Consider the following 25,974-nt stretch of genomic DNA (forward strand, 5'->3'; position numbering starts at 1 on the left):
CCGGCAGGACAGAGGGGGGCGCGAAGGAATGCCTCCTCAACGCGAAGCAAGCTCTACTCGCGGAGGCTCCATGTTCGGCAAGATCCTGATTGCCAATCGCGGCGAGATCGCCTGTCGCGTCATCCGAACCGCCCGCAGGCTCGGTGTGCGCACCGTCGCCGTCTATTCGGACGCGGATGCCCGCGCGCTCCATGTCGAGATGGCCGACGAAGCCGTGCATATCGGCCCCTCGCCCGTCGGCGAGAGTTATCTGCGCGGCGACAGGATCGTGGCGGCCGCGCTCGCCACCGGCGTCGAGGCCATCCATCCCGGCTACGGCTTCCTGTCGGAAAACCCCGATTTCGTCGACCACGCGACGGCGGCAGGCCTTGTCTTCATCGGCCCTTCCGCCGCCTCGATCCGCGCCATGGGATTGAAGGACGCCGCCAAGCGGCTGATGGAAAAGGCCGGCGTGCCGGTGGTGCCGGGTTATCACGGCGAAGCGCAGGAAATCGTGCTGCTTGCGTCCAAGGCGCGCGAGATCGGCTATCCCGTTCTGATCAAGGCGCGCGCCGGCGGCGGCGGCAAGGGCATGCGGCGCGTCGACCACCCCGACGATTTTTCGGAGGCGCTTTCCAGCGCGCGTCGCGAGGCAAAGGCGGCGTTCGGCGACGATCGCGTGCTGGTGGAAAAATATGTCGACAAGCCGCGTCACATCGAAGTGCAGGTGTTCGGCGACAATTTCGGCAACGCCGTGCATCTTTTCGAACGCGATTGCTCGGCGCAGCGCCGCCACCAGAAGGTGATCGAGGAAGCGCCCGCCCCCGGCATGACGCCGGCGCTGCGCAAGGCGATGACGGAGGCGGCCGTGAAGGCTGCCAAGGCGATCAATTATTCGGGCGCCGGCACAATCGAGTTCATCGTCGACGCCTCTCAGGGGCTCAAGGCCGACCGCTTCTGGTTCATGGAGATGAACACCCGACTGCAGGTCGAGCATCCCGTCACCGAGATGGTCACCGGCGTCGATCTCGTCGAATGGCAGCTTCGCGTCGCGTCCGGCGAAACGCTGCCGAAGATGCAGAATGAGATCGCTTTGTCCGGCCATGCTTTCGAGGCCCGCCTCTATGCCGAGGACGCAGCGAGAGGGTTCCTGCCGGCGACCGGCACGCTGCATCATCTCAAATTCCCCGACGCGGCGCCGGAAGGTGCCGCGATACGCATCGAGACCGGCGTGCGCGCCGGCGATGCGATCTCTCCCTTCTATGATCCGATGATCGCGAAGCTGGTAGCGCACGGCAAGGATCGGGCTTCGGCGCTCGGCACGCTGCGCGAGATGCTGGCGCTGACCGAAGTGGCCGGCTCGACCGTGAACACCGCCTTCCTGGCGGCGCTCGCCGCCGACGCCGATTTCGCTGCCGGCGATCTCGATACCGGGCTGATCGGCCGGCACCAGGCGGCGCTCACCGCCATTCCCCTGCCGAGCGCCGAGACGATCGCAGCCGCGGCGCTGGCGGCGACGGATACCGGCGTGCCCGCTTCCGCCGCCGATCCCTGGTCCACGCTTTCCAGCTATGCCCATTTCCACCCGCTCTCGCGCCGCACCCGCTTGCGCTATGGCGAGGAGAACATCCTGGCGCGGGTTTCGGCACGCTCGGACGGCCGCTTCCAGGTGGCGCTGGAGGCACCGCATAATGCGGTGAACACGCATGATTTGAGGACCATGCCGCATGCGGCCCGCTGGCCCGGCCATGTCACCGTCTTCGAGGGCGCGGTCGGCTATACGTTCACGGTCCCCGATCCGCTCGCCAAGGCCGACGAGGCGGGAGCCGCCTCAAGCAGCCTGCGCGCGCCGATGCCGGGGCTGGTCAAGCTGGTGCGCGCCGCAGCGGGCGATGCCGTGATCAAGGGCCAGCCGCTTCTGATCCTCGAAGCGATGAAGATGGAGCACATGATCGCCGCCCCGCATGACGGCGTGATCGCCGAGATTGCGGCCGAGGGCGCGCAGGTCAGCGACGGCACGGTGCTGGTGCGGTTTGCGGAGGATGGGCAGGGCTGAAGCGGCTGTTCGATTGTCTCATTAACGAGCAAAATATGGTGGGACAGCGCCCCTGCCGGGCATCTCCCCCACAAGGGGGGAGATTGGCAGCTTCGCCGATGGCGCTCAGTCCTGCGGCGTTGGCGATTGGCGAAAGCGACAGCGGCATCCGATCTCCCCCAAGTGGGATCAAGTGGGGGAGATGTCCGGCAGGACAGAGGGGGGCGCCGTAGAGCGCCAGCCTCCCCTGCACGTCAATACCGCAGCACAAACGGAAATGGCCGGGCTCGTCCCGGCCATTCCCTTGATTCTTGCAGAACCGATTACGGCTTGATCGGCGCGTATTTGCCGTCGTGCCATTGGTTGATGTCGTAGCTGGCGTTCTTCAGATCGCCCTTCTCGTCGAAGATGACGTCGCCGACCACGGTGCTGATCGGCTTGCCGTCCTTGAGCGCCTCGGCGACCTTGGCCGGATCGTCGGTGCCCGCGCGCTTGACGCCTTCGGCCACAGCCTGGATCACCGCATAGGAGAACAGCGTGAAGCCTTCGGGCGTGAAGCCGCCGGCCTTGATCTTGGCGACCGCGTCCTTCGCTTCGGGCTTGGCCTGCGGGTCCGACGGGAAGACGAACATGGTGCCTTCACCGGCCGGGCCGGCAACCTGCCAGAATTCCGGCGAAGCGATCGAGTCCGGCATGATCAGCTGGAACTTGACGTTCTGCTCGGCCGCCTGGCGCAGGATCAGACCCGCCTCGGGGTGATAGCCGCCGAAATAGACGACGTCGGCCTTCAGTTCCTTCAGCTTGGTGACGAGGGCCGAATAATCCTTCTCGCCGGCATTGATGCCTTCGTAGTCGACTTCCTTGAGACCGCCGGCATTCATCGTCGCCTTCACGGCGTCGGCGACGCCCTGGCCGTAGGCGCTCTTGTCGTGCAGGACGACGACGTTCTTGCCGGCGTATTTCTTGGCGATCCACGGGCCGATGAAGGCGCCCTGAGCGTCGTCACGCGTATAGAGGCGCATGATGGTCGGCCAGCCGGCCTTGGCGGCGGCGTCGGTCAGCACGGGGTTGGATGAGGCGGGGCTCATCATCAGCGTGCCGGCTTCGGCATAGACGGCCGAGGCCGGAATGCTGGAGCCAGAGCAGGCATGGCCATCGACGAACTTGACGCCGTTGGCGACGATGCGGTTGGCGACCGAGACCGCCTGCTTCGGATCGCACTGGTCGTCCTCGATGTCGAGCTTGATCTGGGAGCCGTTGACGCCGCCAGCCGCATTGATCGCGTCGGCGGCGGCCTGCGCGCCCTGCTTGAACTGGTCACCGATGGTGGCGAGCTGGCCGGTCATGGGGCCGACCACCGAAATGGTGATGTCGTCGGCAAAGGCAACCGGGGCGCTCATCATCAGGCCAAAAGCGGCCGCGCTCAAAATACCCAATTTTTTCATGACTATAAGAACTCCTCCACTTGCGCGTGCCGATCCGGCCGCGCTTCTTCCACAGAGCCGGGACAATTTCACCCTTCGCCGAAACTGTCGAGAGGACAGTGAGGCCGGTTTTGGTTCATTCCGACGAGGATTTCTTGGGCCACGCGCCTGATTGCCAGGCGTAATGCAAAAAGCCGCGCCGACCTTGTTTCGGTCGGTCGCGGCTTTTGCAGTCGAGCTCCCCAGACGCCCCCGCGCCTGAAACCCGCTCGCTTCCCTGTTTTTTCGCGTGGCTTCGGTTGTCTCAACCCGCCACGTTCTCGTTCTTCTTGACCGGCCGTCTTTCCGCGGCCTTGTCCCAATGAGCTGAGCGCTGCGCGCTGAGGATCAGTGCATCGTCATCCATTCGCGGGCTTCGCGCAGCGCCGTGGCGATCTCGACTTTCGACATGGTGGCCGACAGTTCCGAGCGCAGCTCGGCGGCGCGGGCCGAGCCCTTGATCGCGGCGATGTTGAACCATTTGTGGGCGGCAACGACATCGGTCTCGCAATCGCGACCGGTCGCATACATCATGCCCAGCTCGAAAAGAATGTCGGCCTGGGCAGTTGCCCCCATGGCGCCGAAGCCGTCCTCAAGCATTTCAAAGCGTGCCATTTCAATCCCCTGTCTGGCTCCCGAGAGCTGCCTCCTTTTCCCTTGGTATCCCTCGGGGCGAGCCGCTCTTTCGATGCTTTCGAGGATGACGGCTGGCCTTGAATCCGTCGTTAAATGGCTTGCTTAATTTGAGGAAAACAAAGCTAAAACAAGAGGTAAACGCGGAAAACCGTTAAGCATGGGAATCCAGCGTTTCAGCCATTTTGCGTCAAATTCGATGAAAATTGCCGGTGGCGGAATCAAGACTTCGCTAACCACGGAAACCGAAGCGTTTTTCGGTCGCGTTTATTTTCAATCGACCGCGCGGCGAAAATCCTTGCAACCTTCCGTCGCGGCACCGCTTTCGTTTTGGCGGCGGCTGGATTAGCTTTACCTTTGCGTAAGGGGCAGGAAGGCGGACTGGAGCCGCCGCAACCCCATAGGGAGGTGGACAAGATGTCTCGAAAGCTGACTCTGGCCCTGGCGGCCACCTTGATCATGGCGGGCGCCGCATGCGCCGACCCGATCGAAGGCAACTGGAAGACGCAGGCCGGCGACACCGCGGCGATCGGCGGGAGCGGTTCTTTCTCGATCACGCTCAAGACCGGCAAATACGCCGGCAAGACGATCGGCTCGCTGAAGGCGGCCGGCGACAACAAATATGCCGGCAGCATCACCGACCCGGCAAACGACAAGACCTATTCCGGCAAGGCGACGCTCTCGGGCACCGCGCTCAAGATGAGCGGCTGCGTGTTCGGCGGCCTGATCTGCAAAAGCCAGACGTGGCACAAGCTCTGAGCGCCAAACTCCAGACCATACGAGACGGCCAAGGGCGTTTCACCGTTTTGCGAAACGGTGAAACGCCCGATTTCCTTGTTTGACGCAATTCCGGACGGAAAATCGCTCACACTTTTCCTGGAATTGCGTCTTTGTTTGACGCAATCCAGACGGAAAACCGCCCACACTTTTCCTGGAATTGCTCTACACGGCCCGTTTTTTGGAGCGACAGCGCTCCGCCGCGCTGTGGCACCGGCACGCGTGCAAGACCCTCGTCAATCAATTTGAACCGCAGATGAATACCGGTCTCAGAACCGGTTCAGAGGCCGTCAGGCATTTTCTCCCGCATTGAAGGAGAGAGAAATGCTTGCCCGTCGCTTCACCATCGTTTGCCTGCTGATGAGCCTGTTCGGCATGCTCTTCGCCATCCTCGTGGCGGAGGCCGGCCACCCCGTTCGCTCGTGGGAACGGCCGGTGCCCGCATTGTCGGCCTCGTGAACCAAATCGAGCTCTGAAACGACAAAGCTTAGAATCGACCAAGCTGGAAATCGGGATACCACCAAAATGAACCGCATCGCCGACAATGCAACGAAGATCCTCCGGCTGCTGCCGCGGGCGATGCTTATCCTGATGCTGCTGGCAGCCCCGGTGCTGGCGGTGCCGATGATGCGGGCCGATACAAGCCATAGGATCGAGGCGCCGCCGCACAAGAACACCAGCGTAGGCTTCGTGCTGCTGATCAGCCTGCAGCGCGGGTAGATGTGACGATATTCAGGTGACCTGAATCTCGTCACACCTTGAATCGGAGCGATAACAAAAAATCTCCAGCTGGGTAGCGGTTCCTGTCCGCTCACCCCTCCCAAGCGCTCTCCTGAGTCTCTATATTGAGCCATGGAAAAGCGAATCTACCCCCAAGCCATCGACTCGGTCGTCATGCCGGAGCCCTTCGGCAAGCAGGACTTCCACGACGCCAGAAAGGCCGTCGCGGCGCTGCAGGCGCTCTACGACCGCAACACCAAATTCCTGCGCGATTCTTTCTCAGCCCTTGCCGCGGGCGGAGATGAAAGCAAGCGCTACCGGGCCTTCTATCCGCAGATCGGCGTCACCACGACCTCGTTCAGCCAGGTCGACTCGCGCCAGGCCTATGGCCATATGCCGACGCCCGGCCATTTCGCCACCACGATCACGCAGCCGCAACTGTTCGAGAACTATCTCATCGAGCAGCTTCGGCTCATCATGCGCAATCACGGCGTGACGGTGACGGTCTCGGAATCGACGACACCCATCCCGCTGCATTTCGCCTTCCTGGAAGGCACCTATGTCGACGGCGCCGCCGCCGAGCGCATCAAGCGGCCGATCCGCGACCTGTTCGACGTGCCCGATCTCGACGGCACCGACGACCAGATCGCCAACGGCACCTTCGAGGTGGCGTTCGGCGAGCCGCGGCCGCTGGCGCCGTTCACCGCGCAGCGCATTGATTATTCGCTCCACCGCATGACGCATTACACGGCGACCAGCCCGCAGCATTTCCAGAACTTCGTGCTGTTCACCAATTACCAGTTCTACATCGACGAATTCGTCGCGCGCGCCCGCGAGTTGATGGCCAATGGCGACAGCGGCTATGTCGAGTTCGTCGAACCCGGCAATGTCGTGACCAGGAACGGGGAGACGGTCCCGGAAGGAACGCCGCCGCACCGCCTGCCCCAGATGCCGGCCTACCACCTGAAGAAGCCGGGCCATGGCGGCATCACCATGGTCAATATCGGCGTCGGCCCGTCCAACGCCAAGACCATCACCGACCATATAGCGGTGCTGAGGCCGCATGCCTGGGTGATGCTTGGCCACTGCGCCGGGCTGCGCAACACGCAGGCGCTGGGCGACTATGTGCTGGCGCATGCCTATGTGCGCGAGGACCATGTGCTCGATGACGACCTGCCGGTCTGGGTGCCGATCCCGCCGCTGGCCGAAATCCAGGTGGCGCTGCAGGAGGCGGTCGCCGAAGTGACGGGACTGTCGGGCTACGACCTCAAGCGCATCATGCGCACCGGCACCGTCGCCACCATCGACAACCGCAACTGGGAGCTGCGCGACCAGCGCGGACCGGTGCAGCGCCTGTCGCAGTCCCGGGCCATCGCGCTCGATATGGAATCGGCCACCATCGCCGCCAACGGCTTCCGCTTCCGCGTGCCTTACGGGACGCTGCTGTGCGTTTCCGACAAGCCGCTGCATGGCGAACTGAAGCTGCCCGGCATGGCGACCGAGTTCTACAAGCGGCAGGTGGCGCAGCATCTCACCATCGGCATCAAGGCGATGGAGAAGCTGGCCGAAATGCCGATGGAGCGGCTGCATTCGCGCAAGCTCAGAAGCTTTTCCGAAACCGCGTTCCAATAGAGCCGCACGCCTGCCAGCGACCGGCGAGGCAATCGGTCGTCTTGCTTGGGCCGCAATTTGGCCGATAACCGGTCCGAACGGAAGACTGGGCTTCGGAGAAAATGACAACGGGCGGCGCGCGCTTGAGCATGATAGCTCAGCTGATAGTCCTGGCGATGATGGCATGCTCGGCTGCGCTCTTGGCCGGGTTCTTCGGCGCGCTGCATCCGGCCTTCGATTCCTTCTCGCATTTCCGCATGCATCTGAGCCTGCTGACGGCCTTGCTTGCGCTGTTGCTGCTTGCCGGTCCCTACCGGCTGCAGGCCGTCGCCGTTCTGGTCTTCGCCATCGCCTGCTTCGCTACGACGACGGGCGCGCTTCCCAGATTGTCGGCGCAGCAGGCGGTCGCAAAGCCGGCCGACCGGATCACCTACAGCCTGTTGCAGATGAACCTGCGCTTCAACAACCCGACGCCGAAGAAAGTGCTGTCGCTGATCGGCAGGACCAATCCGGACGTCATCACGCTCGACGAAGTGTCCGGCATGTGGGCGAAGGAGCTCGGCTATATTGCCGGCGCCTACCCCTATCGCATCCTGTGCGACTATCCCAACGGCATATTCGGCGTCGCGCTGCTCTCGCGCCGTCCCTTCGCCGCCGGCACCGCGCCAGGTTGCGAGCCGCGCGGCGCGATGGCCACCGCCACGATCGATTTCGGCGGCATTCCGGTCGATGTCGCCGCGATCCATCTCAGCTGGCCGTGGCCGCAGGAGCAATACTGGCAGATTGGCGAACTGGCGCAATCGCTGGCCGCGCTCGGAGAAACCGCCATCATGGCCGGCGACTGCAATGCCGTGCCGTGGAGTGTGGCGGCGCGGCGGGTGGCGCGGCTCAGCGGCATGACGCTAATGCCTTCGATCGGTCCGACTTGGATCCACCGCACGCTGCCCGACTTCCTGCGCCGCTATGCGGGCCTGCCGATCGACCAGGTGTTCAGCAAGGGCGGGGTGACGATCCTTTCGTCGGCCCGAATGGAGGACACCGGCTCCGACCATCTGCCGGTGCTGGTCGAATTCACGCTGCGGTCCGACGGCAACGCGCCTGACGACGACCACAAGTCGGCGCTGGCGGCGAATACCTCGTCAACCGGGACACGTGGCTAGACTACCTCGACAGGTTCCAAGTCGGTCGGCCTGTGCAGTGTCTCAGTTCGAGATTTGACCGGGTGATAGCCAGCATCAACCGCCTGTCGCATCACGAGCCGAACTTGTGTATCCTTGCCGCAAAATCATTGGCCGGTGATATGGCGCGGGTTTGGAAGATTGTACGCCATGGAGCGCCCGACGAATGGGAAGACTCCATCCCAGAAAAGTCGCTGCCCGAAGGCCAGCTAGCTGTGCTTCTCTCGCGGCTAGTTTTAAGTCACCTGCCACCTGCCGCGACATTGCCACGAAACGCACCGCGCTACACGACCTCGCTTACAGTGAAGAATGACAGACGGGGCAACAAAAGCTTCACCGTCTACGCGAGCGGCAGCCGAATACACTACATTGCGACCTTGGGGGATGCTTCGGGTGCCGACCGGACCTGAAGGCCGAGAAGCCCAATACACTGGACGTCTGCAGTTGCGCGTCCGGCCAAGTAGATAGTTTAGAAGTCGCTTCTGGGCTTATTTCTTGATCAACGCATTGACCAGTTTTTCGACATGGCCGCCGTCGCGGTGCTCGCGCGCGTCGAAGGCATTCTGCCTGGCCTCGTAGTCGGTATAGATCGTGTCGATGCGACGCCTGGCGTCCCAGCGAAGACCGGTGCAGAACCAGTTGTCCTGCCGCTCGAGCCCGGCGAGCGCCGTCTCGATTGCCCGCATCATCTGCTTTGCGATGCGGCCATGGGTATGTTCATGCTGGCGCACGCCGGCCATGAAGCGCTCCCAGCGCTTGCGCAGGACCGGACCGGACGGAGACGTGCGGCGCGGAAAGGTGTAGGTCAGGTCGATGGTGCCGGTGGCCTGACGCAGCCGGCAGATGCCATTGTCCCGTTTCACGTCGAGATTCCAATGCACGGTATAGCCGGTCTCGGCAATGGCGCGCGTGGCATGACCGTGCCGCGGCCCGAGGCCATCCATCGCCTCGATCAGTTCAGCCCCGGTCCTGCCGGCGACGTCGTAACTGCGCACATGCACGGTCAGCTTGGTGCCGGCGGAGGCAGTCGCGCAAGAAAGCACGCCGGCAGCGGCTAAAATCGCCAGGCTGATGCGCCGCATGTCCGCCTCCTCGTTTGAAGGCCAAGCAGACCATACTCGGCGCCCGGCTTCAACGGTCTCTGCCGATAAGGCGCGGCTACCCGACCTTCGCCGGCCTGTTGGAGCGGCGGTCGAGACGGCCCGGTCGGAGCGGATCACATGCCCTGGTAAACCGGGCCTTCGCCGCCTTGTGGCGGCACCCAGTTGATGTTCCGGTTCGGATCCTTGATGTCGCAGGTCTTGCAGTGCACGCAGTTCTGCGCGTTGATGACGAAGCGCACATCCTTGGCCGACGGGTCAGCTGCGGCGTTGCCGTCCTTGTCCACCCACTCATAAACACCGGCCGGGCAGTAGCGGGTCGAGGGACCGGCGAAGACGTCGTGCTCGGAACGCTGCTGCAGCGCCATGTCGCCGACGATCAGGTGCACCGGCTCGTTTTCCTCATGGTTGGTGTTCGACAGGAACACCGAGGACAGCCGGTCGAAGGTCAGCACGCCATCCGGCTTCGGATAGGCGATCTTCCGGTGCTGGGCGGCGGGCTCGAGCGTCGCATAGTCGGCCTTGCCGTGCTTCAGCGTACCGAAAGGCGAGAAGCCGAACAGCGTGTTCAGCCACATGTCGAGACCGCCGATGCCGACGCCGACAATGGTGCCGAAGCGCGACCACAGCGGCTTGACGTTGCGCACCTTCTTCAGGTCCTTGCCGATGTCGGTGCCGCGCCAGGCTTCCTCATAGGAAGCGAGCTCGTCATTGGCGCGGCCGCCGGCAATCGCCCCGGCCACATGCTCGGCCGCCAGCATGCCGGAGAGCACCGCATTGTGCGAGCCCTTGATGCGCGGCACGTTGACGAAGCCTGCCGCGCAACCCATCAGCACGCCGCCGGGGAAGGAAAGCTTCGGCACCGACTGCCAACCGCCCTCGGTAATGGCGCGTGCGCCGTAGCCGATGCGCTTGGCCCCCTCGAAGGTGCCGGCGATCGCCGGATGGGTCTTGAAGCGCTGGAATTCCTCGAAGGGCGACAGATACGGGTTCTTGTAGTTCAGGTGGACGACGAAGCCGACTGCAACCTGGTTGTCCTCGAGATGGTAGAGGAACGAGCCGCCGCCGGTCTTCATGTCGAGCGGCCAGCCGAAGGAATGCTGCACGAGACCCGGCTTGTGGTTCTCGGGCTTGACCTGCCAGAGTTCCTTGAGGCCGATGCCATATTTGCCGGGCTCGCGGCCTTCCGAAAGCTTGTATTTGGCGATGAGCTGCTTGGCCAAGGAGCCCCGCGCGCCTTCGCCGATCAGCAGATATTTGCCCATCAGCGCCATGCCGGGCGCATAGGCCGGGCCATGCGTGCCGTCCTTCTCGACGCCCATGTCGCCGGTGATGACGCCGGTGACGGCGCCGGCCTCGTTGTAGACGAGGCTTGCCGCGGCAAAACCCGGATAGATCTCGACGCCCAGCGCCTCGGCCTTGGTCGCGAGCCAGCGGCAGACATTGCCCAGCGAGACGATGTAATTGCCGTGGTTGTTCATCAGCGGCGGCATCAGGAAGTTCGGCAGGCGGAAGGAGCCGGCGGGGCCGAGCACCAGGAAATGGTCCTCCGTCACCGGCGTCTTGAACGGATGGCCCTCCTCCTCGCGCCAGCCGGGCAGCAGCCGGTCGATGCCGATCGGGTCGACGACGGCGCCGGAGAGGATATGGGCGCCAACCTCGCCGCCCTTCTCCAGGACGACGACGGAAAGGTCCGGGTTGAGCTGCTTCAGACGGATCGCGGCGGCAAGGCCGGCGGGACCAGCGCCGACGATCACCACGTCGAATTCCATGCTCTCGCGTTCGATTTCGCTCATCGGTCCCTCACTGGCTCGCCATGTTCTCGCATTGTGCTGGCTCATGCGCTGCATAGCGCATCAATTCGCGACGCGAAACCGGCGCTGACGTGACAACAGCGATTTCGACAAAAAGTCGCGGTTTTCCCTACGAAACGGCCGCCGCGCAGGCCATGGCCAAGCATAGGCCAACGCCAATTGGATGGAAGGCCAGGCCGCATCCGCATGTTTTTAATTGTTCGACGGCTTGGTTATCGGCAATACTTTGCACCATGCGCAGTCCAGAGCCAGCCGGCTTTCCCTCGAAGCGCTTACTCTTCACGCCAGGCATGGCCTGGCGCGCGGTTCTTCCGCTCCTCTTTTTGACCCTGCCGGCCTTTTTGACCACGCCAGTCTGGGCCGATCCAGTGAAGGTCTGGGCGACCGGCGCCTATTCCTTCTCCGACGAGCTGGGCGGCTTCCGCATCACCGGCGCTTCGGGCATCGGCACCAAGGAAGACCCGCTGATCATCAAGGAGGAGCTCAACACGGCAACGCCGGTAACGCTGACGATCCGCGCGACCAAGCCGATCGAGCCCTTCGGCAGGGCAGGCGAGGTCGCCAACGGCGTGATGTATATGCGCATCGACGTGCTCAACAACAGCGCGCTGCCCTGGGTGGAGTTCCAGTTCGAGCTGCAGGAGATCCTCGATCAGCCGAGCGTGTTCGGCGACGGCCTGTCCTTCGACCAGCGCAACAAGACGCCCGACAACATCTGGTCGAGCAATTTCGCCGATTTCGAGCGTAAGTTCGAACCTTACGACCAGCTGCTGTTCAAAAACGGCAAGGTCGACCCGCTGAAGACGGCGACCTTCGATTTCCTGGTCACCGACTATACGCCGCGTTGGACGTTTTATATCGTGCAGGACCCGCGCATACCGACGGGCTGACCTGATCCCGGTTGCAAATCGGCGCCGCGCGGACAATGGTGGTGCCATGACTGCCGCCTCCCCCAGCACACTTGCCGAGATCGCCGAACTGCTCGCCTTCTATGCCAGCGCCGGCGTCGACGAGGCGCTTGAAGATGCGCCGGTCAACCGATTTGCCGAAGCGGCGGCGAAGTCGGCCGAACGCAGGCCTGCCGAGCGGGCGCCAGCCGCGCCGCCTCGCGACCCAAGACCCGAGAGCCGCCCGGCATCCGGGCAGGTCCCGGAGCGGCCCCAGGCGCCCGTGCCGGCAACGCCATCATCCGGCCTCGACGCGCGCAATATTCCCGACGCTCCGGCGCGGATGCCGGCCGCCACCGTTCCCGACGAGGCGCAGGCGCTGCTTGCCCGGCAACTGGCCGCAAACGCCTCGACGCTCGAGGAATTGCGCCAGCACATGGCCGGCTTCGACGGCTGCAATCTCAAATTCACTGCCAAGAATCTCGTCTTCGCGGACGGCAATCCGAAAGCCGAGCTGATGCTGGTCGGCGAGGCGCCGGGCAGAGACGAGGATCTTGAAGGCCTGCCCTTTGTCGGCCGCTCCGGCCGGCTGCTCGACCGCATGCTCGCCGCGATCGGCCTCAACCGCAACTCGGCCTATATCGCCAACGTCATTCCGTGGCGGCCTCCGGGCAACCGCACGCCGACGCCGCACGAGACCGAAATCTGCCGGCCCTTCATCGAAAGGCAGATCGAGCTGGTCAATCCCAAGGTGCTGATCAATCTCGGCGGTCCATCGGCCAAGACGCTGCTCAACACGAGCGAGGGCATCCTGCGCCTGCGCGGCAACTGGCGCGTGCACACGACCGCGTCCGGGATCGCCATTCCGGCAATGCCGACGCTGCATCCGGCTTATCTGCTCAGGACACCGGCGCATAAGAAGCTGGCCTGGCGGGATTTTCTCGAGGTGAAGGCGCGGTTGAAGGCGATTGGCTAATCTCCCCCCTCGTGGGGGAGATGCCTGGCAAGGCAGAGGGGGGCGCGAAGGATCGCCTGCCTTTGAAATTCGCGGAGCGCCGCAAGATCGACATGTCGGCGGGACAGCGCCCCCCTCTGTCCTGCCGGACATCTCCCCCGCAAGGGGGGAGATTGGCCGGCACCGGCGCCTCCACCAATAACCTCCAAGGTAATTGAACTGCGCCCCTCGCCGCCCTACTCCTCTCCCATGACCGCATCCGATCCTTCCGCCGGCAGCTTGATCCGCGAATGGCGCACGCGGCGGCGCATGAGCCAGCTCGACCTCGCCATGGAGGCCGATATCTCGCAGCGGCATCTCTCCTTCGTCGAAAGCGGTCGGGCCCAGCCTTCGCGCGACATGGTTCTGCATCTGGCCGAGCAGCTGTCGATCCCGCTGCGCCAGCGCAATCAACTGTTGCTTGCCGCCGGCTTCGCGCCGAACTTCAGCGAAAAGCCGCTGACCGATGCGACGCTGGCGCCGGCGCTTGCCGCCGTCGAGACCGTGCTCAAGGGCCACGAGCCTTTTCCGGCACTGGCGGTGGACCGGCACTGGAACCTCGTTTGCGCCAATGGCGCGATTGCCCCGTTCCTTGCCGATATTTCCGAGCCGTCCCTGCTCTCGCCGCCGGTCAATGTGCTAAGGCTCAGCCTGCACCCGGGCGGCGTGGCGCCGCGCATCGTCAATCTGGCGGAGTGGCGCGCACATCTTCTGGAGCGGCTGAAGCACCAGAACGACGCCACCGGCGACCCGGTGCTGATTGAGCTGGAGCGCGAATTGCGCACCTATCCGTCGGGCCTGAGGAGCAGCCGGCCCGCACCGGCCGAGCCGAGCGGCATCGTCCATCCGCTACGGCTCGCGCATGGCGATCAGGTGCTGTCCTTCATCAGCACGATCACCGTCTTCGGCACGCCGCTCGACGTCACGCTCTCGGAGCTGGCGATCGAATCCTTCTTCCCTGCGGATGAGCAGACCCGGGCGGTGCTGGTGCGGCTGGCGAAGGAGCGAAACTCTCAATAGCTCAAATTGGAAAGGCCGAGGGACAGCACCCCCTCTGTCCTGCCTGCCAGAGAGGAGTGTGACGGAACTCGGCTTCGAAGCTACTCTTTGGGACAGTTCACCCCTGCGGCGGCGTGACCGTCCTGGTGCGCGTGCGCTCCAGGCCGAGCTGCCGCTCGCGCCAGATGATGAAAATGCCGGCGGCGACCACGATCACGCCGCCGATTAGCGTGTTGAGCGAGGTGACGTCGCCGAAGACGAAATAGCCGACGACGACGCCGAGGATCATCGAGGTGTATTCGAACGGCGCCACGACCGAGGCTTCGGCGTGGCGGTAGGCCGCCGTCATCAGGATCTGGCCGAGTCCGCCGCAGAAGCCCGCGACGACGAGGAGCGCGGCCTGCATCGGCGTCAGGGCCTGCCAGCCGAAGGGCAGCGTGAAGAGCGACAACACCGAAGCCGTCGAGGAGAACCACAGCACGATGGTCGCGGTCTTCTCCGTCTGCACGAGATTGCGCACCAGAAGCATGGCGACCGCCGAAATCGCGGCGGCGATCAGCGCGGCCATGACGCCCAGCAGCTCCTGGTCGTCGAGGCCTTCACCGGAATTGAGCAGCGTCAGCTCGGGCCAGGAGATGATCAGCACGCCGGCAAGACCGACCGCAACCGCGCTCCAGCGGTAGACGCGGATCGTCTCGCCGAGGAAGGCCGAGGAGAACACCACGACCAGCAGCGGCTGGGCGTAGTTTAGCGTGATAGCCTCCGGCAGCGGCAGCCTGGTCAGCGCGAAGAAGCCGAGCCCCATGGCGCCGACGCCGACGACGCCACGCGCGATATGGTTGAACGGCCGCCTGGTCGTGAACGCGGTGGCGAGCTCACCCTTGAAGGCCAGGAAAGCGATGATCGGGAAAATGGCGAAAAAGGAGCGGAAGAAGACGATCTGTCCGGCGGGCACGTCGCCGGCCGCCTTGATGCAGGTCTGCATGCCAACGAAGACCGTCACCGAGACGATCTTCAGCGTGATGCCGCGCAGCGTGTTGTGGCCGACGGCATGATCGACGGTCATCTTGCCTCGTAAGGATGGTCGGGAAACGAAGCCGCGAAATAGGCCAAGAGCAATTCCAGGAAAAGTGTGTAACGGTTTTCCGTCCGGAATTGCGAAACACAAATTATGCCGCAGTTTTGTCGAGTGGCCGTTTCGTGTAAAGAGCGCGCACCCTCAAAATTCTTGGACCAGCCAGGCCGGCTGGCCGCCTCGACAGGAAAAGCTCAACGAATGCGCACAGATACCGGCCATGTCTTCAAGCTCGAGGACTATCGCCCCTGCGACTATCTCATCCCGAGGACCAGCCTCGACTTCCGCCTGTCGCCGGACGCGACCCATGTGACCGCGCTGCTCACCATCGAGCGACGCGAGGGCGTCGCCGCCTCGGCGCCGCTGGTGCTCGACGGCGACGGGCTGACGCTGCTCGGCGTCGACATCGATGGTCATGTGCTCGCAGCCGGCGAGTATGAGGCGACGCCGGACCGGCTGACGATCCTGAAGCCGCCGGCGGCGCAGCGCTTCGAGCTCCGCCTGGAGACGGAGATCGCGCCTTCGCGCAACGAGGCGCTGATGGGCCTCTACCGCTCCAGCAACGTCTATTGCACGCAATGCGAGGCCGAGGGCTTTCGCCGCATCACCTATTTTCTCGACCGTCCCGATATCCTGTCGGTCTACACCGTGCGCATCGAAGCGCCGCACAACGAGGCGCCGCTCTTGCTTTCAAACGGCAATCCCGTCGAACGCGGCGCGCTCGCCGACGGACGCCATTATGCGGTCTGGCACGACCCCTACCCCAAACCCTCCTACCTTTTTGCGCTGGTGGCGGGCGCGCTCGGCAAGGTGGCTGGCAGCTTCACCACCATGTCCGGCCGCGAGGTCGAGCTCGGCGTCTATGTCGAGCCCGGCAAGGAACGGCTTGCCGGCTACGCGATGGACGCGCTGAAACGCTCGATGAAATGGGACGAGGAAGCCTTCGGCCGCGAATACGACCTCGACGTCTTCAACATCGTCGCCGTCTCCGACTTCAACATGGGCGCCATGGAGAACAAGGGGCTCAACGTCTTCAACGACAAATATGTGCTGGCCGACGAGGAGACCGCGACTGATGCCGACTTCGCCAATATCGAGGCGATCATCGCGCATGAGTATTTCCACAATTGGACAGGCAATAGAATCACTTGCCGCGACTGGTTCCAGCTTTGCCTGAAGGAAGGGCTGACGGTTTACCGCGACCACGAATTCTCGGCCGACCAGCGCTCGCGGGCGGTGAAGCGCATCGCCGAAGTGCGCACGCTGCGCGCGCACCAGTTCCCGGAAGACCAGGGGCCGCTCGCGCATCCGGTCAGGCCGCGCCGCTACCGCGAGATCAACAACTTCTACACGGCGACCGTCTACGAGAAGGGCTCGGAAGTGGTGCGCATGATCCGCACCATCCTCGGCGCGGAGACCTTCCGTGCCGGCATGGACCTCTATTTCGAGCGGCACGACGGCGAGGCGGCGACCATCGAGGATTTCCTCAAGGTGTTCGAGGACGTCTCCGGCAGAGACCTCGCGCAATTCGCGCTCTGGTATCACCAGGCCGGCACCCCGAACCTGACGGTGAGTTCCACGCACAATGCGGCGGCGAAGGAGTTCACCCTGGAGATCGAGCAGTCGGTGCCGCCGACGCCGTCGGAAAGCCGCAAGCGGCTGATGCATATCCCTTTAGCCTTCGGGCTGGTCGGCGCCAACGGCAAGCCCGTCACCTGGACGGCCGTCGAGGGCGCAACGGTGGATGACGGTGTCATCCATATCCGCAAGCGCCGGCACACGGTGCGCTTCTCGGGTATTTCGCAACGGCCTTCGGTGTCGCTCAATCGCGGCTTCTCGGCGCCGATCACGCTTTCCGTGCAGCAGAAGGCCGACGACCAGTTCTTCCTTGCGGCGCATGACAGCGACGCCTTCGCGCGCTGGCAGGCGTTCAACACGCTGCTGACCGATGCGCTGATCGTCGCCTTCCGCCAGATCCTCGGCGGCAGGGAGCCGGCCTTCGCGGCACGGCTCGCCGAGCTTGCCGGCAGGATCGCCGGCGACGAGGCGCTGGAGCCGGCCTACCGGGCACTGGCGCTGTCGCTGCCCGGCGAAGCCGACATCGCCCGCGACATCGGCAAGGGCATCGATCCAGACGCCATCTTCGCCGCGCGCGAGGCGCTGGCGCGGGCGATCGCCGAGGCAAACAGCGAGACCTTCGCGGCGCTCCATGACCGGCTTGCCGACAACGGGCCGTTCAGTCCGGACGCGGCGAGCGCCGGACGCCGGGCCCTGCGCAACACCCTGCTCGACTATCTTTCGCTGCTGCCGGGCGGCGCGGGCCTCGCCGCGCGGCACTTCACCGCCGCCACCAATATGACCGACCGCGCCGCGGCGCTCGCCGTGCTGGCGCATCGCCATCCAGGCACGGCCGAGGCTGAAGAAGCGCTGGCCGCCTTCGAGACCCGCTATCGCGGCGACGCGCTGGTGCTCGACAAATGGTTCCAGATCCAGGCCGGCGTGCCCGGCGCAAGGACTGTCGAGAAGGTGCGCGAGCTGATGCAACATCCGGCTTTCTCGATCGCCAACCCGAACCGGGTGCGTTCGCTGATCGGCACCTTCTCCAGCGCCAACCAGACCGGCTTCCACCGCCCCGACGGCGAAGGTTACCGTTTCTTCGCCGAGACGGTGCTGGAAGTGGAGAAGCGCAACCCGCAAGTGGCGGCGCGGCTGGCCACGGCGCTACGCTCCTGGCGCTCGCTGGAGCCTGGACGTCAGGCCAAGGCCAGGCAGGCGCTGCTCGACATGGCGAAGGTTGAGAACCTGTCGGCGGATCTGCGGGATATTGTGGAGCGAACGCTGGCGTAGCGCCTTTTGCCTTCTCCCCTTGTGCGAGAAGGTGTCGCCGAAGGCGACGGATGAGGGGTGCTCCAGGGAAAACCAGCGTCTCACTCCGCTGGAACACCCCTCATCCGTCTCGGCGCATCGCGCCGATCCACCTTCTCCCACAAGGGGAGAAGGGAAAAAGACGAATTTCAATCAACTTTTAATCTTTTTCGCCCGCGCCTCTGGACAAGGCGAATCGGCTTTGATTCTTTAATGGCGATTCGGGGCGTGCGGCGTAGCCGGATCATCCAAGTATGCGGCAAATCGGGGAGTGCCATTTATGGCCAAGGCGGACGCGTGGGGCGCGCCCGGAGGGAAGGCTTTTGCGCGTCGCAAGGCAAGGAGCGACGGACTTGCCGGCAATGCGCGCCTGATCGCCGAACCCACTTATCAGCGGCTCTTGGCCGCCGAGCCGCTGCTGCGCCGGTCGATCCCGGCGCTGATCGTCGTTTTCCTCATCGTCATCGCGGCATTGCGCTTCCTGTCGCTGATGAACGAGCATGACGAGATCGAGCGCGACGCCAAGGCGGTGCTGGCGCTGGCCGCCGGCCAGATGGCGCAGGCGATCACCGCGGACTCCAGCGTGGCCGGCGTCAATGCCACAAGTCTCCTGGAGAACATCAGCCACCAGGGCGCCATGAGCCGCGCCCATGTGCTTGCCATCACCGACGCCGACTTCAAGGTCATCGCCGTCTCGCCGCTGTCCACGGGCTGGCAGGGCCGCACACTCGACAGCCTCGTACTGGGTGGCCAGCCGCTGTTCATGTTCGGCGACCGTGCCGGCGTGATGGATGTCAGCATCTCAGGACAGGACTGGTTTGCCGCCGTCAGCCTCGGCGGCGACCGCAAACACGCGGCCGCCGTGCTGGTGCCGCAGGAAGCGGTGTTCGACAGCTGGCGCAAGTCGATGTCGCTCAACGTCACGCTGTTCGTGCTGACGGCGGGCGTGCTGATCGTCATCCTCTACGCCTATTTCGGCCAGGCGGCGCGCGCCCAGGCGGCGGACCGCATCTATCTCGAAGCGCATCAGCGCATCGACATGGCGCTGGTGCGCGGCCGCTGCGGCTTGTGGGACTGGGACATGGTGCGCGGCAAGATGTACTGGTCGCGCTCGATGTACGACATGCTGGGCTACGAGCCCTGCGATACGATGCTCTCCTTCGGCGAGGTCGACGAGATCATCCACCCGGAAGACGGCGACCTGTTCGAGCTCGCCAACCGCATCATCGAACGCGAGATCGACCATATCGACCAGGTCTTCCGCATGCGCCACGCCGACGGACAATGGGTGTGGATGCGAGCCCGCGCCCAGGTGATCGACCCGGAGGCGCCGGAGATCCAGCTGATCGGCATCGCCGTCGACGTCACCGAGCAGCGGCACCTGGCGCTGCGTTCGGAAGCGGCCGACATGCGGCTCAGGACAGCGATCGAGAACATCAACGAATCCTTCGTGCTGTGGGATGCCGCCGAACGGTTGATCATGTGCAATTCGAAGTTCCAGAAGGACAACGGGCTGTCGGATCGCGACGTGGTACCGGGCGCGACCCGCGATATGCTGGAGCAGCGCATGCTGGCCTTCGCCTCGGAGCGCAGGTTGGCCAATGCCAACGGGCCGCATGGCGGCATCACGCTCGAGCGCCAGCTTGCCGACGGCCGCTGGCTGCAGGTCAACGAGCTCAGGACCCGCGACGGCGGCGTCGTCTCGGTCGGCTCCGACATCACCCAGATCAAGCTGCATCAGGAAAAGCTGGTCGACAGCGAGCGCCGGCTGATGGCGACGATCCACGATCTCAGCCTCGCGCGGCGCGCCGAGGAGGAACGCGCCAGCGAACTGGTCGAGCTCAACCGCAAATACATGAAGGAAACCGAGCGCGCCGAGGCGGCCAATCGCGCCAAGTCGGAATTCCTCGCCAACATGTCGCATGAATTGCGCACGCCGCTCAACGCCATCATCGGCTTCTCCGAGCTGATGCAGCAGGGCCTGTTCGGACCGCTCGGCTCGGAGCGCTATGAGGAATACGCGACCGACATCAACGGCAGCGGCAAATACCTGCTCGGCGTCATCAACGACATCCTCGATATGTCGAAGATCGAAGCGGGCCAGTTCTCACTCGACCACGAGGAGATCGACCTCTGCCCGCTGATCAAGGAAACGGTGCGGGTGATCTCGCTGCAGGCGGCGGAAAAGTCGATCAATGTCGAGACGCGCATCGCCGATACGATGCGGCTCTATGCCGACCGCCGCGCGATCAAGCAGATCGCCATCAACCTGCTCTCCAACGCGGTGAAGTTCACCGGACAGGGCGGCAAGATCACGGTCCGGGCGCGCAACACGTCGGGCGCGCTGCTGCTCACCATCGAGGACAATGGCTGCGGCATCCCCAAGCAAGCGCTGAGCAAGCTCGGCCGGCCGTTCGAGCAGGTGCAGAACCAGTTCTCCAAGAACCACACAGGCTCGGGCCTCGGGCTCGCCATCTCGCGCTCGCTGGCCGAATTGCAGGGCGGCGCGCTAAAGATCCGCTCGACCGAAGGCGTCGGCACCATCGTGTCGGTGCGCATTCCCCTGAAGAAGGCGCCGGCGGCGGTGAGGGTTGCGGCCTGATCAGAAACGACCGGCAGTGGCTGAAGCAAACTTGAAAAAGTTATCCATTTTATCTATTTTGGATAAGAGGTGATTTTTCAATGCGCGTGACATCGACTGAGTTCCAGCAGAATGTGGGCCGCTTCCAGGATGCCGCTCAGCGGGCGCCGGTCGCGATAACGAAAAACGGCCGGACTCACACAGTGCTTCTTTCGGCGGCGATGTTCGAAGTGCTGGTCAAGGGGCGGGTCGCCCGCCCCGTCGAAGAACTTGACGACGAGACGCTGAAAGCCATCGCCGAAAGCGCGGTCCCGCCCCTGCATGACGAACTGAACCAGATGCTCAAAGACTGGGTGCCGTGAGCCTGCCCAAGCCTGTTCCAGGCCTGGTGATCTGCTATTCCTACCTGTGGTTGGACGAGCACAGGCAAGGCGTCGAAGAGGGTCGGAAGAACCGCCCGTGTGCGATTGTCGCCGCACGCCGGATTGTGGAAGGGCGCGAAGTCGTGACTGTGGTTCCGATCACGCATTCCCTTCCGGCCGATCCTGCCGATGCCGTCGAAATGCCTGCGCCTCTCAAGGCTTACCTTGGGCTCGACGATATGCCGTCATGGGTCGTGGTGAGTGAAACCAACGATTTCCTTTGGCCGGGCCCCGATCTTAGACCAATTCCCGGAAGCAGTCCCTCCCGCTTCCACTATGGCATGCTGCCGCCACGCTTCTACGCTCATCTGCGCGATCGGCTTCTGCAGGCACATGCGCGCCGCAAGCTCCGCAGCGTGCAACGCACCGATTAGCCCCGCGATCTCAGGACCCTCCTGTACCCCGCAGAAGATGGTCGAAGTCCTGCCTGACCTTCCGCGACGTCTCCTTGAGATGTGCCTCCAGCACAGCGAAATCCGGCAGGTCGGTGACCGCCAGCAACAAATCCGAAAGCCCTGGCGGGACATCGTCGCGCTGGAATTCGCCGGTTAGGCAAAGCCTGATCATCTGGGTCAGCGCCAGAAAGAGCCGATAGGCCTCGCCAAGCTCTTCACGCATATCGGCTGCGGCGAAGTCCGGAGAAAGCCGGGCCAAAATGTCGGCAGTTGCCGTGACCCGGCGGCCAGGTTCGATCGCGCCGGTAATGACCGCGACCTGGGCGATGAATTCAAGATCGATAAGCCCGCCCGGGATCAGCTTGATGTCCCAGAGATCGCGCGGCGCCTTCTCCTTCTCGATCAGCGCCCGCATCTCCGAGGCCTCGGCTTTGACCTTGGCGGCATCGCGCGGCTGCGCCAGTACCACCGCCACTTCCATGTCGAGCTCGGCGCAGAGTTCGGCGTCGCCGCCGATGGCGCGGGCCCTTGCCAGCGCCAAGTGTTCCCAGGTCCAGGCATCCTGGCGCTGATATTTCTTGAACGCGTCGATATGGGTGGCGACCGGCCCCTTGTTGCCTGATGGACGCAGGCGCAGGTCCAGCTCGTAAAGCACGCCTTCGGCCGTCGGCGCCGAGACGGCCGCAATCAGGCGCTGCGTCATGCGGGTATAGTAATGCGAAGGCGCCAGCGGCTTCTCGCCGTCGGAGTCCTCGGCATCTGAATGGTCGTAGAGCAGGATGAGATCGACATCCGAGCCGGCGGTCAGCTCTCGGCTGCCGAGCTTGCCCATGCCGAGCAGGGCAACCCTGCCGCCGGCGATGCTGCCATGGCGCAGCGCGAATTCGGCGATCACCGCTTGAAGCGCCGCTTCGATGGTGAGATCGGCGAGATCCGAGAAGGCGCGCCCCGCCCGCGCGGGATCGATCGAGCCGGCAAGCAGGCGAACGCCGATCAGGAATTTCTGCTCGGAGGCGAAGATGCGCAGCCGGTCGAGCACATCCTCATAGGCGCGGTCGCCTTCGATAAAGGCGGCAAGCCGGGCCGAGAGATAGGCGCGATCCGGCAGTTCGGTGAGCAATGCCGGATCGAGCAGGCCATCAAAGACATGCGGGCGACGCGTGATGATCGCCGCAAGCCGGGGCGCGGCCCCCATGATGGTCGCCATCAGTTTGAGCAGCGCCGGGTTCGACTGCAGCAGCGAGAAAAGCTGGATACCGGCCGGCAGGCCGGCGAGGAACTCGTCGAAGCGCATCAGCGCCTCGTCGGCGCGCCGCGTCTGGCCGAAGGCCTTCAGCAGCGCCGGCGTCAGTTCGGTCAGCCTCTCGCGCGCCTCCGCCGACTGGGTGACGCGGTAGCGGCCGAAATGCCAGCCGCGGATGACGCGGCAGATGTCGCTCGGCCGCTGGAAGCCCAAGCGATCGAGCGTCTGCAGCGTGTCGGGATCGTCGACATCGCCGGTGAAGACCAGATTGCCGACGCCGGCCGAAAGCTCGGGCGCGGTTTCGAACAGCGCCGCATAATGACGCTCGACCTGCTGTAGCGAGGCGCGGAAGGCCTGCGTGAATTCCGCCTCGCCGGCAAAGCCCAGCATCAGCGCGATGCGTTTCAGCTCCTCGTCTTCCTCAGGCAGGATATGCGTCTGCTCGTCCGCCACCATCTGGATGGCGTGCTCGACTCTGCGCAGGAACCAGTATTGCCGGGTGAGCGCGTCGCGCGCGTCGACGGTGATCCAGCCGCGCGCGGCGAGCGCTGCGAGCATCGGCACGGTCTCGCGGCCGCGTAGCTCCGGGAAGCGGCCGCCGGCGATGAGTTGCTGCGTCTGGACGAAGAACTCGATCTCGCGGATACCGCCGCGGCCGAGCTTGACGTTGTGGCCTTTCACCGCGATCTCGCCATGGCCCTTGTGGGCATGGATCTGGCGCTTGATCGAATGGACGTCGGCAATCGCCGCGTAGTCCATGTATTTGCGCCAGACATAGGGCTGCAATTCCTTGAGGAAGGCCGCGCCCGCGGCGAGGTCGCCGGCAACCGGCCGCGCCTTGATCATGGCCGCGCGTTCCCAGTTCTGGCCGCGCGCCTCGTAATAGCGAAGTGCCGCCTCGACGGGGATCGCCAGCGGCGTCGAGCCCGGATCGGGGCGGAGCCTCAGATCGGTGCGAAACACATAGCCGTGCTCGGTGCGGTCCTGCAGGATGCGCACGAGCCGGCGGGTGAGGCGCGAGAACAGCTCGGTCGCGTCGAGCGGATCGATAACGGCCGGCGCCTCCGGATCGAAGAAGACGACAAGATCGATGTCGGAGGAAAAATTCAGCTCATGCGCGCCGAGCTTGCCCATGCCGAGCAGGATCCAGCCCGAATCCTTCGCCGGTTCGGCCCGATCCGGCAGCTTGAGCTTGCCTTGCCGGTTCGCATCGAGCAGCAGGAAATCGACGGCGGCGCATGTGCAGGCATCCGCGAGATCGCTGAGACGGCGCACCGTCACCGCGGTCTCCGCTTCGCCTGAAAGGTCGGCCAGCGCGATCAGGAAATGCGCTTCGGTCTTCCATTGCCGCAGCGCCATCATCAGGCTCGATTCCGAAGCGTCATCAACCCTGGCCGCGCCGCCTATCGCTTCGCCGACGGCGCCGAGCCGCGCTTCGATCGTCCGGTCGAACAGCGTGTCGAGAACGGCCGGCCGGCGGCGCGCCACATCGCGCAGGAAGGGCGAGAGGTCGAAGACGGCCGCCAGCAGCTCCTGCAGTGGCCCCTCGCCCGCCAGGAACGCAGCGAGGCGCGAAAGCCCCTCTTCCTCGGCGGCATCGGCGATTTCCGACAGTTCACGCCGGGCATGCTCCGCATCGAGGGGGCGGAGCGCCACTGTCGGGCTAAGCCGGAACTCGGATTCGATTTTCTTCTTCGCCATTTGTCCGCGCTGTCAATGCGTCTCCCGCAACGGAAAACTCATGGCCACGGACAATCCGGGATTGGCGGGTAAAAGATCAAGCCTGCCGTTGTGGAAAGTCATGATCGCCTTGGCCAGGCTGAGGCCGAGGCCCGAGCCCGGTTGCGAGCGGCTCTTTTCCAGGCGCACGAAGCGCTCGGTGGCCCGGGCGCGATCGGCGTCGTCCGGAATGCCGTGGCCATTGTCGGTGACGGCAAGCTTGATCTCGTTGCCGGCGCGCTCCAGCACCACCCGTACTTTCGGCGCCTCGGCAGCATCGGTCGAATATTTGATGGCGTTGTCGACGACGTTGGACAACGCCTGGCCGATCAGCTCGCGGTTGCCGTTGATCGTGAAGGCCTCGGACACGGTCGTTTCCAGCGCAACCCCCGCCTCCTCCGCCACCGGCTCGTAGAGCTCGACCACATCGCTCACCGTCTCGGCGAGATCGACGGGACCGGTCTGTTCCGAGGAGTAGCCGGCCTCCAGGCGCGAGATCATCAGGATGGCGTTGAACGTCTTGATGAGCTGGTCGGACTCCGCGATCGTGCCCTCGAGCGCCTCGCGGTACTCCTCCGTCTTGTGCCTGCCGGCGAGCGTCGCCTCGGCGCGGTTGCGCAGCCTGGTCAGCGGCGTCTTCAGATCATGGGCGATGTTGTCGGAGACCTGCTTCAGCCCCTCGTTCAACATGGCGATCCTGGCCAGCATCGAATTGAGGTTTTCCGAAAGGCGGTCGAATTCGTCGCCGGCGCCGGTGACCGGCAGCCGTCCGGACAAATCGCCCCCCATGATGCGGCGGCTGGCGTCCGAGACGCTGTCGATGCGCTTCAGCGCGGCGCGCCCGACAAAGAACCAGATCAGGATGCCGCCAAGACCCATCATACCGAGCGCCAGGGTCAGCGCGCGGCTGATAACGGCGCGGAAGCGCTCGGGCTCGCCGAGGTCGCGGCCGACCAGCATGATCATCTGGTTGGGCAGCCTCAGCACCAGCGCGATGGCGTTGTGGCCCTTTTCCCCTGTCGACTGAGGAATGTTGGCGCTGTCGCCGGCTTGGGGCGCGGACTGGTCCGAACCGCCGCTGCGCAGCCGATCGAGCTCGCCCTCGCCAAAGCGCTGGTAGGAAAACGGGTCCGTCGTCCAGCCCTCGGTCTCGATGACCCCGGGCTCCAGGCTCTGCACATTGCCGGTCAGGATCTGGCCGTTGGCGTCGGCGATCAGATAGAGATTGGCGCCGGGCTGGCGCGAGCGGGCTTCGACGACGCGCACCAGCACCGGCAGGCCGCCGCGCTGATAGGCGCGGGCCAGGCCCAGCACCTCGTCGTTTATGGTCTCCTGCGTCTGCGCGGTCAGCATGCGCGCCGAGAGCGACGTCATGTAAAGGACGAGCAGCACCGCGCAGAGCGCGAAAAGCAGAAGATAAAGCGCCGAAAGCCGGGCCGCCGTCGTCTTCATGATGGCCGGCAGGGATAACGCCATAACGGGTT

Annotated in this window: 21 protein-coding genes; 14 read left to right on the top strand and 7 right to left on the bottom strand. The window is 64.4% G+C overall.

Annotation, left to right across the window (positions count from 1 at the left end; all coding sequences use genetic code 11):
• Positions 1-70 precede the first annotated feature (70 nt).
• The gene (locus FJW05_RS23550) at positions 71-2,035 is read left to right on the top strand and encodes an acetyl/propionyl/methylcrotonyl-CoA carboxylase subunit alpha (RefSeq protein WP_140636099.1); all 1,965 of its coding nucleotides are present in this window, start codon (positions 71-73) and stop codon (positions 2,033-2,035) included.
• Positions 2,036-2,337: 302 nt separating this feature from the next.
• Here FJW05_RS23550 and FJW05_RS23560 read toward each other — a convergent pair whose 3' ends face one another.
• Positions 2,338-3,459 (bottom strand): ABC transporter substrate-binding protein, encoded by a 1,122-nt coding sequence (locus FJW05_RS23560; protein WP_095766910.1) that lies wholly within the window; start codon positions 3,457-3,459, stop codon positions 2,338-2,340.
• A gap of 366 nt (positions 3,460-3,825) precedes the next feature.
• Complete coding sequence (locus FJW05_RS23565) at positions 3,826-4,092, bottom strand: sel1 repeat family protein (RefSeq protein WP_027164869.1); 267 nt, start codon at positions 4,090-4,092, stop codon at positions 3,826-3,828.
• Between the two features lie 178 nt (positions 4,093-4,270).
• Here FJW05_RS23565 and FJW05_RS23570 point away from each other — a divergent pair, with 178 nt between their 5' ends.
• From FJW05_RS23570 to FJW05_RS23590, 6 genes are all read left to right on the top strand, one after another.
• Positions 4,271-4,459: a hypothetical protein gene (locus tag FJW05_RS23570; RefSeq protein WP_140636102.1), complete on the top strand. Its 189-nt coding sequence runs from the start codon at positions 4,271-4,273 to the stop codon at positions 4,457-4,459.
• A gap of 68 nt (positions 4,460-4,527) precedes the next feature.
• On the top strand, positions 4,528-4,869 hold the full coding sequence (locus tag FJW05_RS23575; RefSeq protein ID WP_140636104.1) for a DUF2147 domain-containing protein: 342 nt from the start codon (positions 4,528-4,530) through the stop codon (positions 4,867-4,869).
• 342 nt (positions 4,870-5,211) lie between these two features.
• Positions 5,212-5,346, top strand: coding sequence for a hypothetical protein (locus tag FJW05_RS27950; RefSeq protein ID WP_281405785.1), 135 nt, complete (start codon positions 5,212-5,214; stop codon positions 5,344-5,346).
• Between the two features lie 66 nt (positions 5,347-5,412).
• Positions 5,413-5,607, top strand: coding sequence for a hypothetical protein (locus FJW05_RS23580; protein WP_095766908.1), 195 nt, complete (start codon positions 5,413-5,415; stop codon positions 5,605-5,607).
• 174 nt (positions 5,608-5,781) lie between these two features.
• The gene (locus FJW05_RS23585; protein WP_246673617.1) at positions 5,782-7,239 is read left to right on the top strand and encodes an AMP nucleosidase; all 1,458 of its coding nucleotides are present in this window, start codon (positions 5,782-5,784) and stop codon (positions 7,237-7,239) included.
• Between the two features lie 128 nt (positions 7,240-7,367).
• Positions 7,368-8,378 (top strand): endonuclease/exonuclease/phosphatase family protein, encoded by a 1,011-nt coding sequence (locus FJW05_RS23590; RefSeq protein ID WP_140636231.1) that lies wholly within the window; start codon positions 7,368-7,370, stop codon positions 8,376-8,378.
• A 506-nt stretch (positions 8,379-8,884) separates the two neighbouring features.
• On the opposite strand, the gene FJW05_RS23600 is transcribed toward FJW05_RS23590, so the two are convergent.
• Together FJW05_RS23600 and FJW05_RS23605 are read right to left on the bottom strand one after the other, a co-directional pair.
• On the bottom strand, positions 8,885-9,478 hold the full coding sequence (locus FJW05_RS23600) for a DUF922 domain-containing protein (protein ID WP_140636109.1): 594 nt from the start codon (positions 9,476-9,478) through the stop codon (positions 8,885-8,887).
• Between the two features lie 134 nt (positions 9,479-9,612).
• On the bottom strand, positions 9,613-11,292 hold the full coding sequence (locus tag FJW05_RS23605) for an electron transfer flavoprotein-ubiquinone oxidoreductase (RefSeq protein ID WP_140636111.1): 1,680 nt from the start codon (positions 11,290-11,292) through the stop codon (positions 9,613-9,615).
• 251 nt (positions 11,293-11,543) lie between these two features.
• On the opposite strand from FJW05_RS23605, the gene FJW05_RS23610 reads away from it, so the two are divergent.
• The 3 genes from FJW05_RS23610 (at position 11,544) to FJW05_RS23620 (ending at position 14,211) form a co-directional block, all read left to right on the top strand.
• Positions 11,544-12,200, top strand: coding sequence for a hypothetical protein (locus FJW05_RS23610; RefSeq protein ID WP_140636113.1), 657 nt, complete (start codon positions 11,544-11,546; stop codon positions 12,198-12,200).
• A 46-nt stretch (positions 12,201-12,246) separates the two neighbouring features.
• The gene (locus FJW05_RS23615) at positions 12,247-13,173 is read left to right on the top strand and encodes a uracil-DNA glycosylase (RefSeq protein WP_140636115.1); all 927 of its coding nucleotides are present in this window, start codon (positions 12,247-12,249) and stop codon (positions 13,171-13,173) included.
• Positions 13,174-13,401: 228 nt separating this feature from the next.
• The gene (locus FJW05_RS23620) at positions 13,402-14,211 is read left to right on the top strand and encodes a helix-turn-helix transcriptional regulator (RefSeq protein WP_140636117.1); all 810 of its coding nucleotides are present in this window, start codon (positions 13,402-13,404) and stop codon (positions 14,209-14,211) included.
• Positions 14,212-14,308: 97 nt separating this feature from the next.
• Here FJW05_RS23620 and FJW05_RS23625 read toward each other — a convergent pair whose 3' ends face one another.
• Positions 14,309-15,256, bottom strand: a complete 948-nt coding sequence (locus tag FJW05_RS23625) for a DMT family transporter (RefSeq protein WP_140636119.1) — start codon at positions 15,254-15,256, stop codon at positions 14,309-14,311.
• Positions 15,257-15,466: 210 nt separating this feature from the next.
• Between FJW05_RS23625 and pepN the strand changes: the two genes are divergently transcribed.
• From pepN to FJW05_RS23645, 4 genes are all read left to right on the top strand, one after another.
• The gene (pepN, locus tag FJW05_RS23630) at positions 15,467-18,112 is read left to right on the top strand and encodes an aminopeptidase N (RefSeq protein WP_140636121.1); all 2,646 of its coding nucleotides are present in this window, start codon (positions 15,467-15,469) and stop codon (positions 18,110-18,112) included.
• A 298-nt stretch (positions 18,113-18,410) separates the two neighbouring features.
• On the top strand, positions 18,411-20,732 hold the full coding sequence (locus FJW05_RS23635; protein WP_140636122.1) for a PAS domain-containing sensor histidine kinase: 2,322 nt from the start codon (positions 18,411-18,413) through the stop codon (positions 20,730-20,732).
• An 80-nt stretch (positions 20,733-20,812) separates the two neighbouring features.
• Positions 20,813-21,073: a type II toxin-antitoxin system prevent-host-death family antitoxin gene (locus FJW05_RS23640; protein ID WP_140546510.1), complete on the top strand. Its 261-nt coding sequence runs from the start codon at positions 20,813-20,815 to the stop codon at positions 21,071-21,073.
• A complete protein-coding gene (locus tag FJW05_RS23645; protein WP_140636124.1) occupies positions 21,070-21,507 on the top strand; it encodes a type II toxin-antitoxin system PemK/MazF family toxin in 438 nt (145 codons plus the stop codon). The genes FJW05_RS23640 and FJW05_RS23645 overlap by 4 nt, the downstream gene beginning before the upstream one ends.
• 10 nt (positions 21,508-21,517) lie before the next feature.
• On the opposite strand, the gene FJW05_RS23650 is transcribed toward FJW05_RS23645, so the two are convergent.
• Both FJW05_RS23650 and FJW05_RS23655 read right to left on the bottom strand, forming a co-directional pair.
• Positions 21,518-24,472: a bifunctional [glutamine synthetase] adenylyltransferase/[glutamine synthetase]-adenylyl-L-tyrosine phosphorylase gene (locus tag FJW05_RS23650; protein WP_140636126.1), complete on the bottom strand. Its 2,955-nt coding sequence runs from the start codon at positions 24,470-24,472 to the stop codon at positions 21,518-21,520.
• Between the two features lie 12 nt (positions 24,473-24,484).
• Positions 24,485-25,966: a HAMP domain-containing sensor histidine kinase gene (locus FJW05_RS23655; protein ID WP_140636128.1), complete on the bottom strand. Its 1,482-nt coding sequence runs from the start codon at positions 25,964-25,966 to the stop codon at positions 24,485-24,487.
• Positions 25,967-25,974: the final 8 nt, after the last annotated feature.

It is taken from the genome of Mesorhizobium sp. B2-9-1, assembly GCF_006439455.1.
Lineage (GTDB): Bacteria > Pseudomonadota > Alphaproteobacteria > Rhizobiales > Rhizobiaceae > Mesorhizobium.

Bases quoted from the DNA above. Each gene is read 5' to 3' on its own strand.
- FJW05_RS23565 (WP_027164869.1), bottom strand. From the start codon at position 4,092: ATGGCACGCTTTGAAATGCTTGAGGACGGCTTCGGCGCCATGGGGGCA.
- FJW05_RS23575 (WP_140636104.1), top strand. From the start codon at position 4,528: ATGTCTCGAAAGCTGACTCTGGCCCTGGCGGCCACCTTGATCATGGCG.
- pepN (WP_140636121.1), top strand. From the start codon at position 15,467: ATGCGCACAGATACCGGCCATGTCTTCAAGCTCGAGGACTATCGCCCC.
- FJW05_RS23615 (WP_140636115.1), top strand. From the start codon at position 12,247: ATGACTGCCGCCTCCCCCAGCACACTTGCCGAGATCGCCGAACTGCTC.
- FJW05_RS23590 (WP_140636231.1), top strand. From the start codon at position 7,368: ATGATAGCTCAGCTGATAGTCCTGGCGATGATGGCATGCTCGGCTGCG.
- FJW05_RS23610 (WP_140636113.1), top strand. From the start codon at position 11,544: ATGCGCAGTCCAGAGCCAGCCGGCTTTCCCTCGAAGCGCTTACTCTTC.
- FJW05_RS23650 (WP_140636126.1), bottom strand. From the start codon at position 24,472: ATGGCGAAGAAGAAAATCGAATCCGAGTTCCGGCTTAGCCCGACAGTG.
- FJW05_RS23625 (WP_140636119.1), bottom strand. From the start codon at position 15,256: ATGACCGTCGATCATGCCGTCGGCCACAACACGCTGCGCGGCATCACG.
- FJW05_RS23580 (WP_095766908.1), top strand. From the start codon at position 5,413: ATGAACCGCATCGCCGACAATGCAACGAAGATCCTCCGGCTGCTGCCG.
- FJW05_RS23655 (WP_140636128.1), bottom strand. From the start codon at position 25,966: ATGGCGTTATCCCTGCCGGCCATCATGAAGACGACGGCGGCCCGGCTT.
- FJW05_RS23640 (WP_140546510.1), top strand. From the start codon at position 20,813: ATGCGCGTGACATCGACTGAGTTCCAGCAGAATGTGGGCCGCTTCCAG.
- FJW05_RS23605 (WP_140636111.1), bottom strand. From the start codon at position 11,292: ATGAGCGAAATCGAACGCGAGAGCATGGAATTCGACGTGGTGATCGTC.
- FJW05_RS23550 (WP_140636099.1), top strand. From the start codon at position 71: ATGTTCGGCAAGATCCTGATTGCCAATCGCGGCGAGATCGCCTGTCGC.
- FJW05_RS23570 (WP_140636102.1), top strand. From the start codon at position 4,271: ATGGGAATCCAGCGTTTCAGCCATTTTGCGTCAAATTCGATGAAAATT.
- FJW05_RS23585 (WP_246673617.1), top strand. From the start codon at position 5,782: ATGCCGGAGCCCTTCGGCAAGCAGGACTTCCACGACGCCAGAAAGGCC.
- FJW05_RS23600 (WP_140636109.1), bottom strand. From the start codon at position 9,478: ATGCGGCGCATCAGCCTGGCGATTTTAGCCGCTGCCGGCGTGCTTTCT.
- FJW05_RS23635 (WP_140636122.1), top strand. From the start codon at position 18,411: ATGGCCAAGGCGGACGCGTGGGGCGCGCCCGGAGGGAAGGCTTTTGCG.
- FJW05_RS27950 (WP_281405785.1), top strand. From the start codon at position 5,212: ATGCTTGCCCGTCGCTTCACCATCGTTTGCCTGCTGATGAGCCTGTTC.
- FJW05_RS23620 (WP_140636117.1), top strand. From the start codon at position 13,402: ATGACCGCATCCGATCCTTCCGCCGGCAGCTTGATCCGCGAATGGCGC.
- FJW05_RS23560 (WP_095766910.1), bottom strand. From the start codon at position 3,459: ATGAAAAAATTGGGTATTTTGAGCGCGGCCGCTTTTGGCCTGATGATG.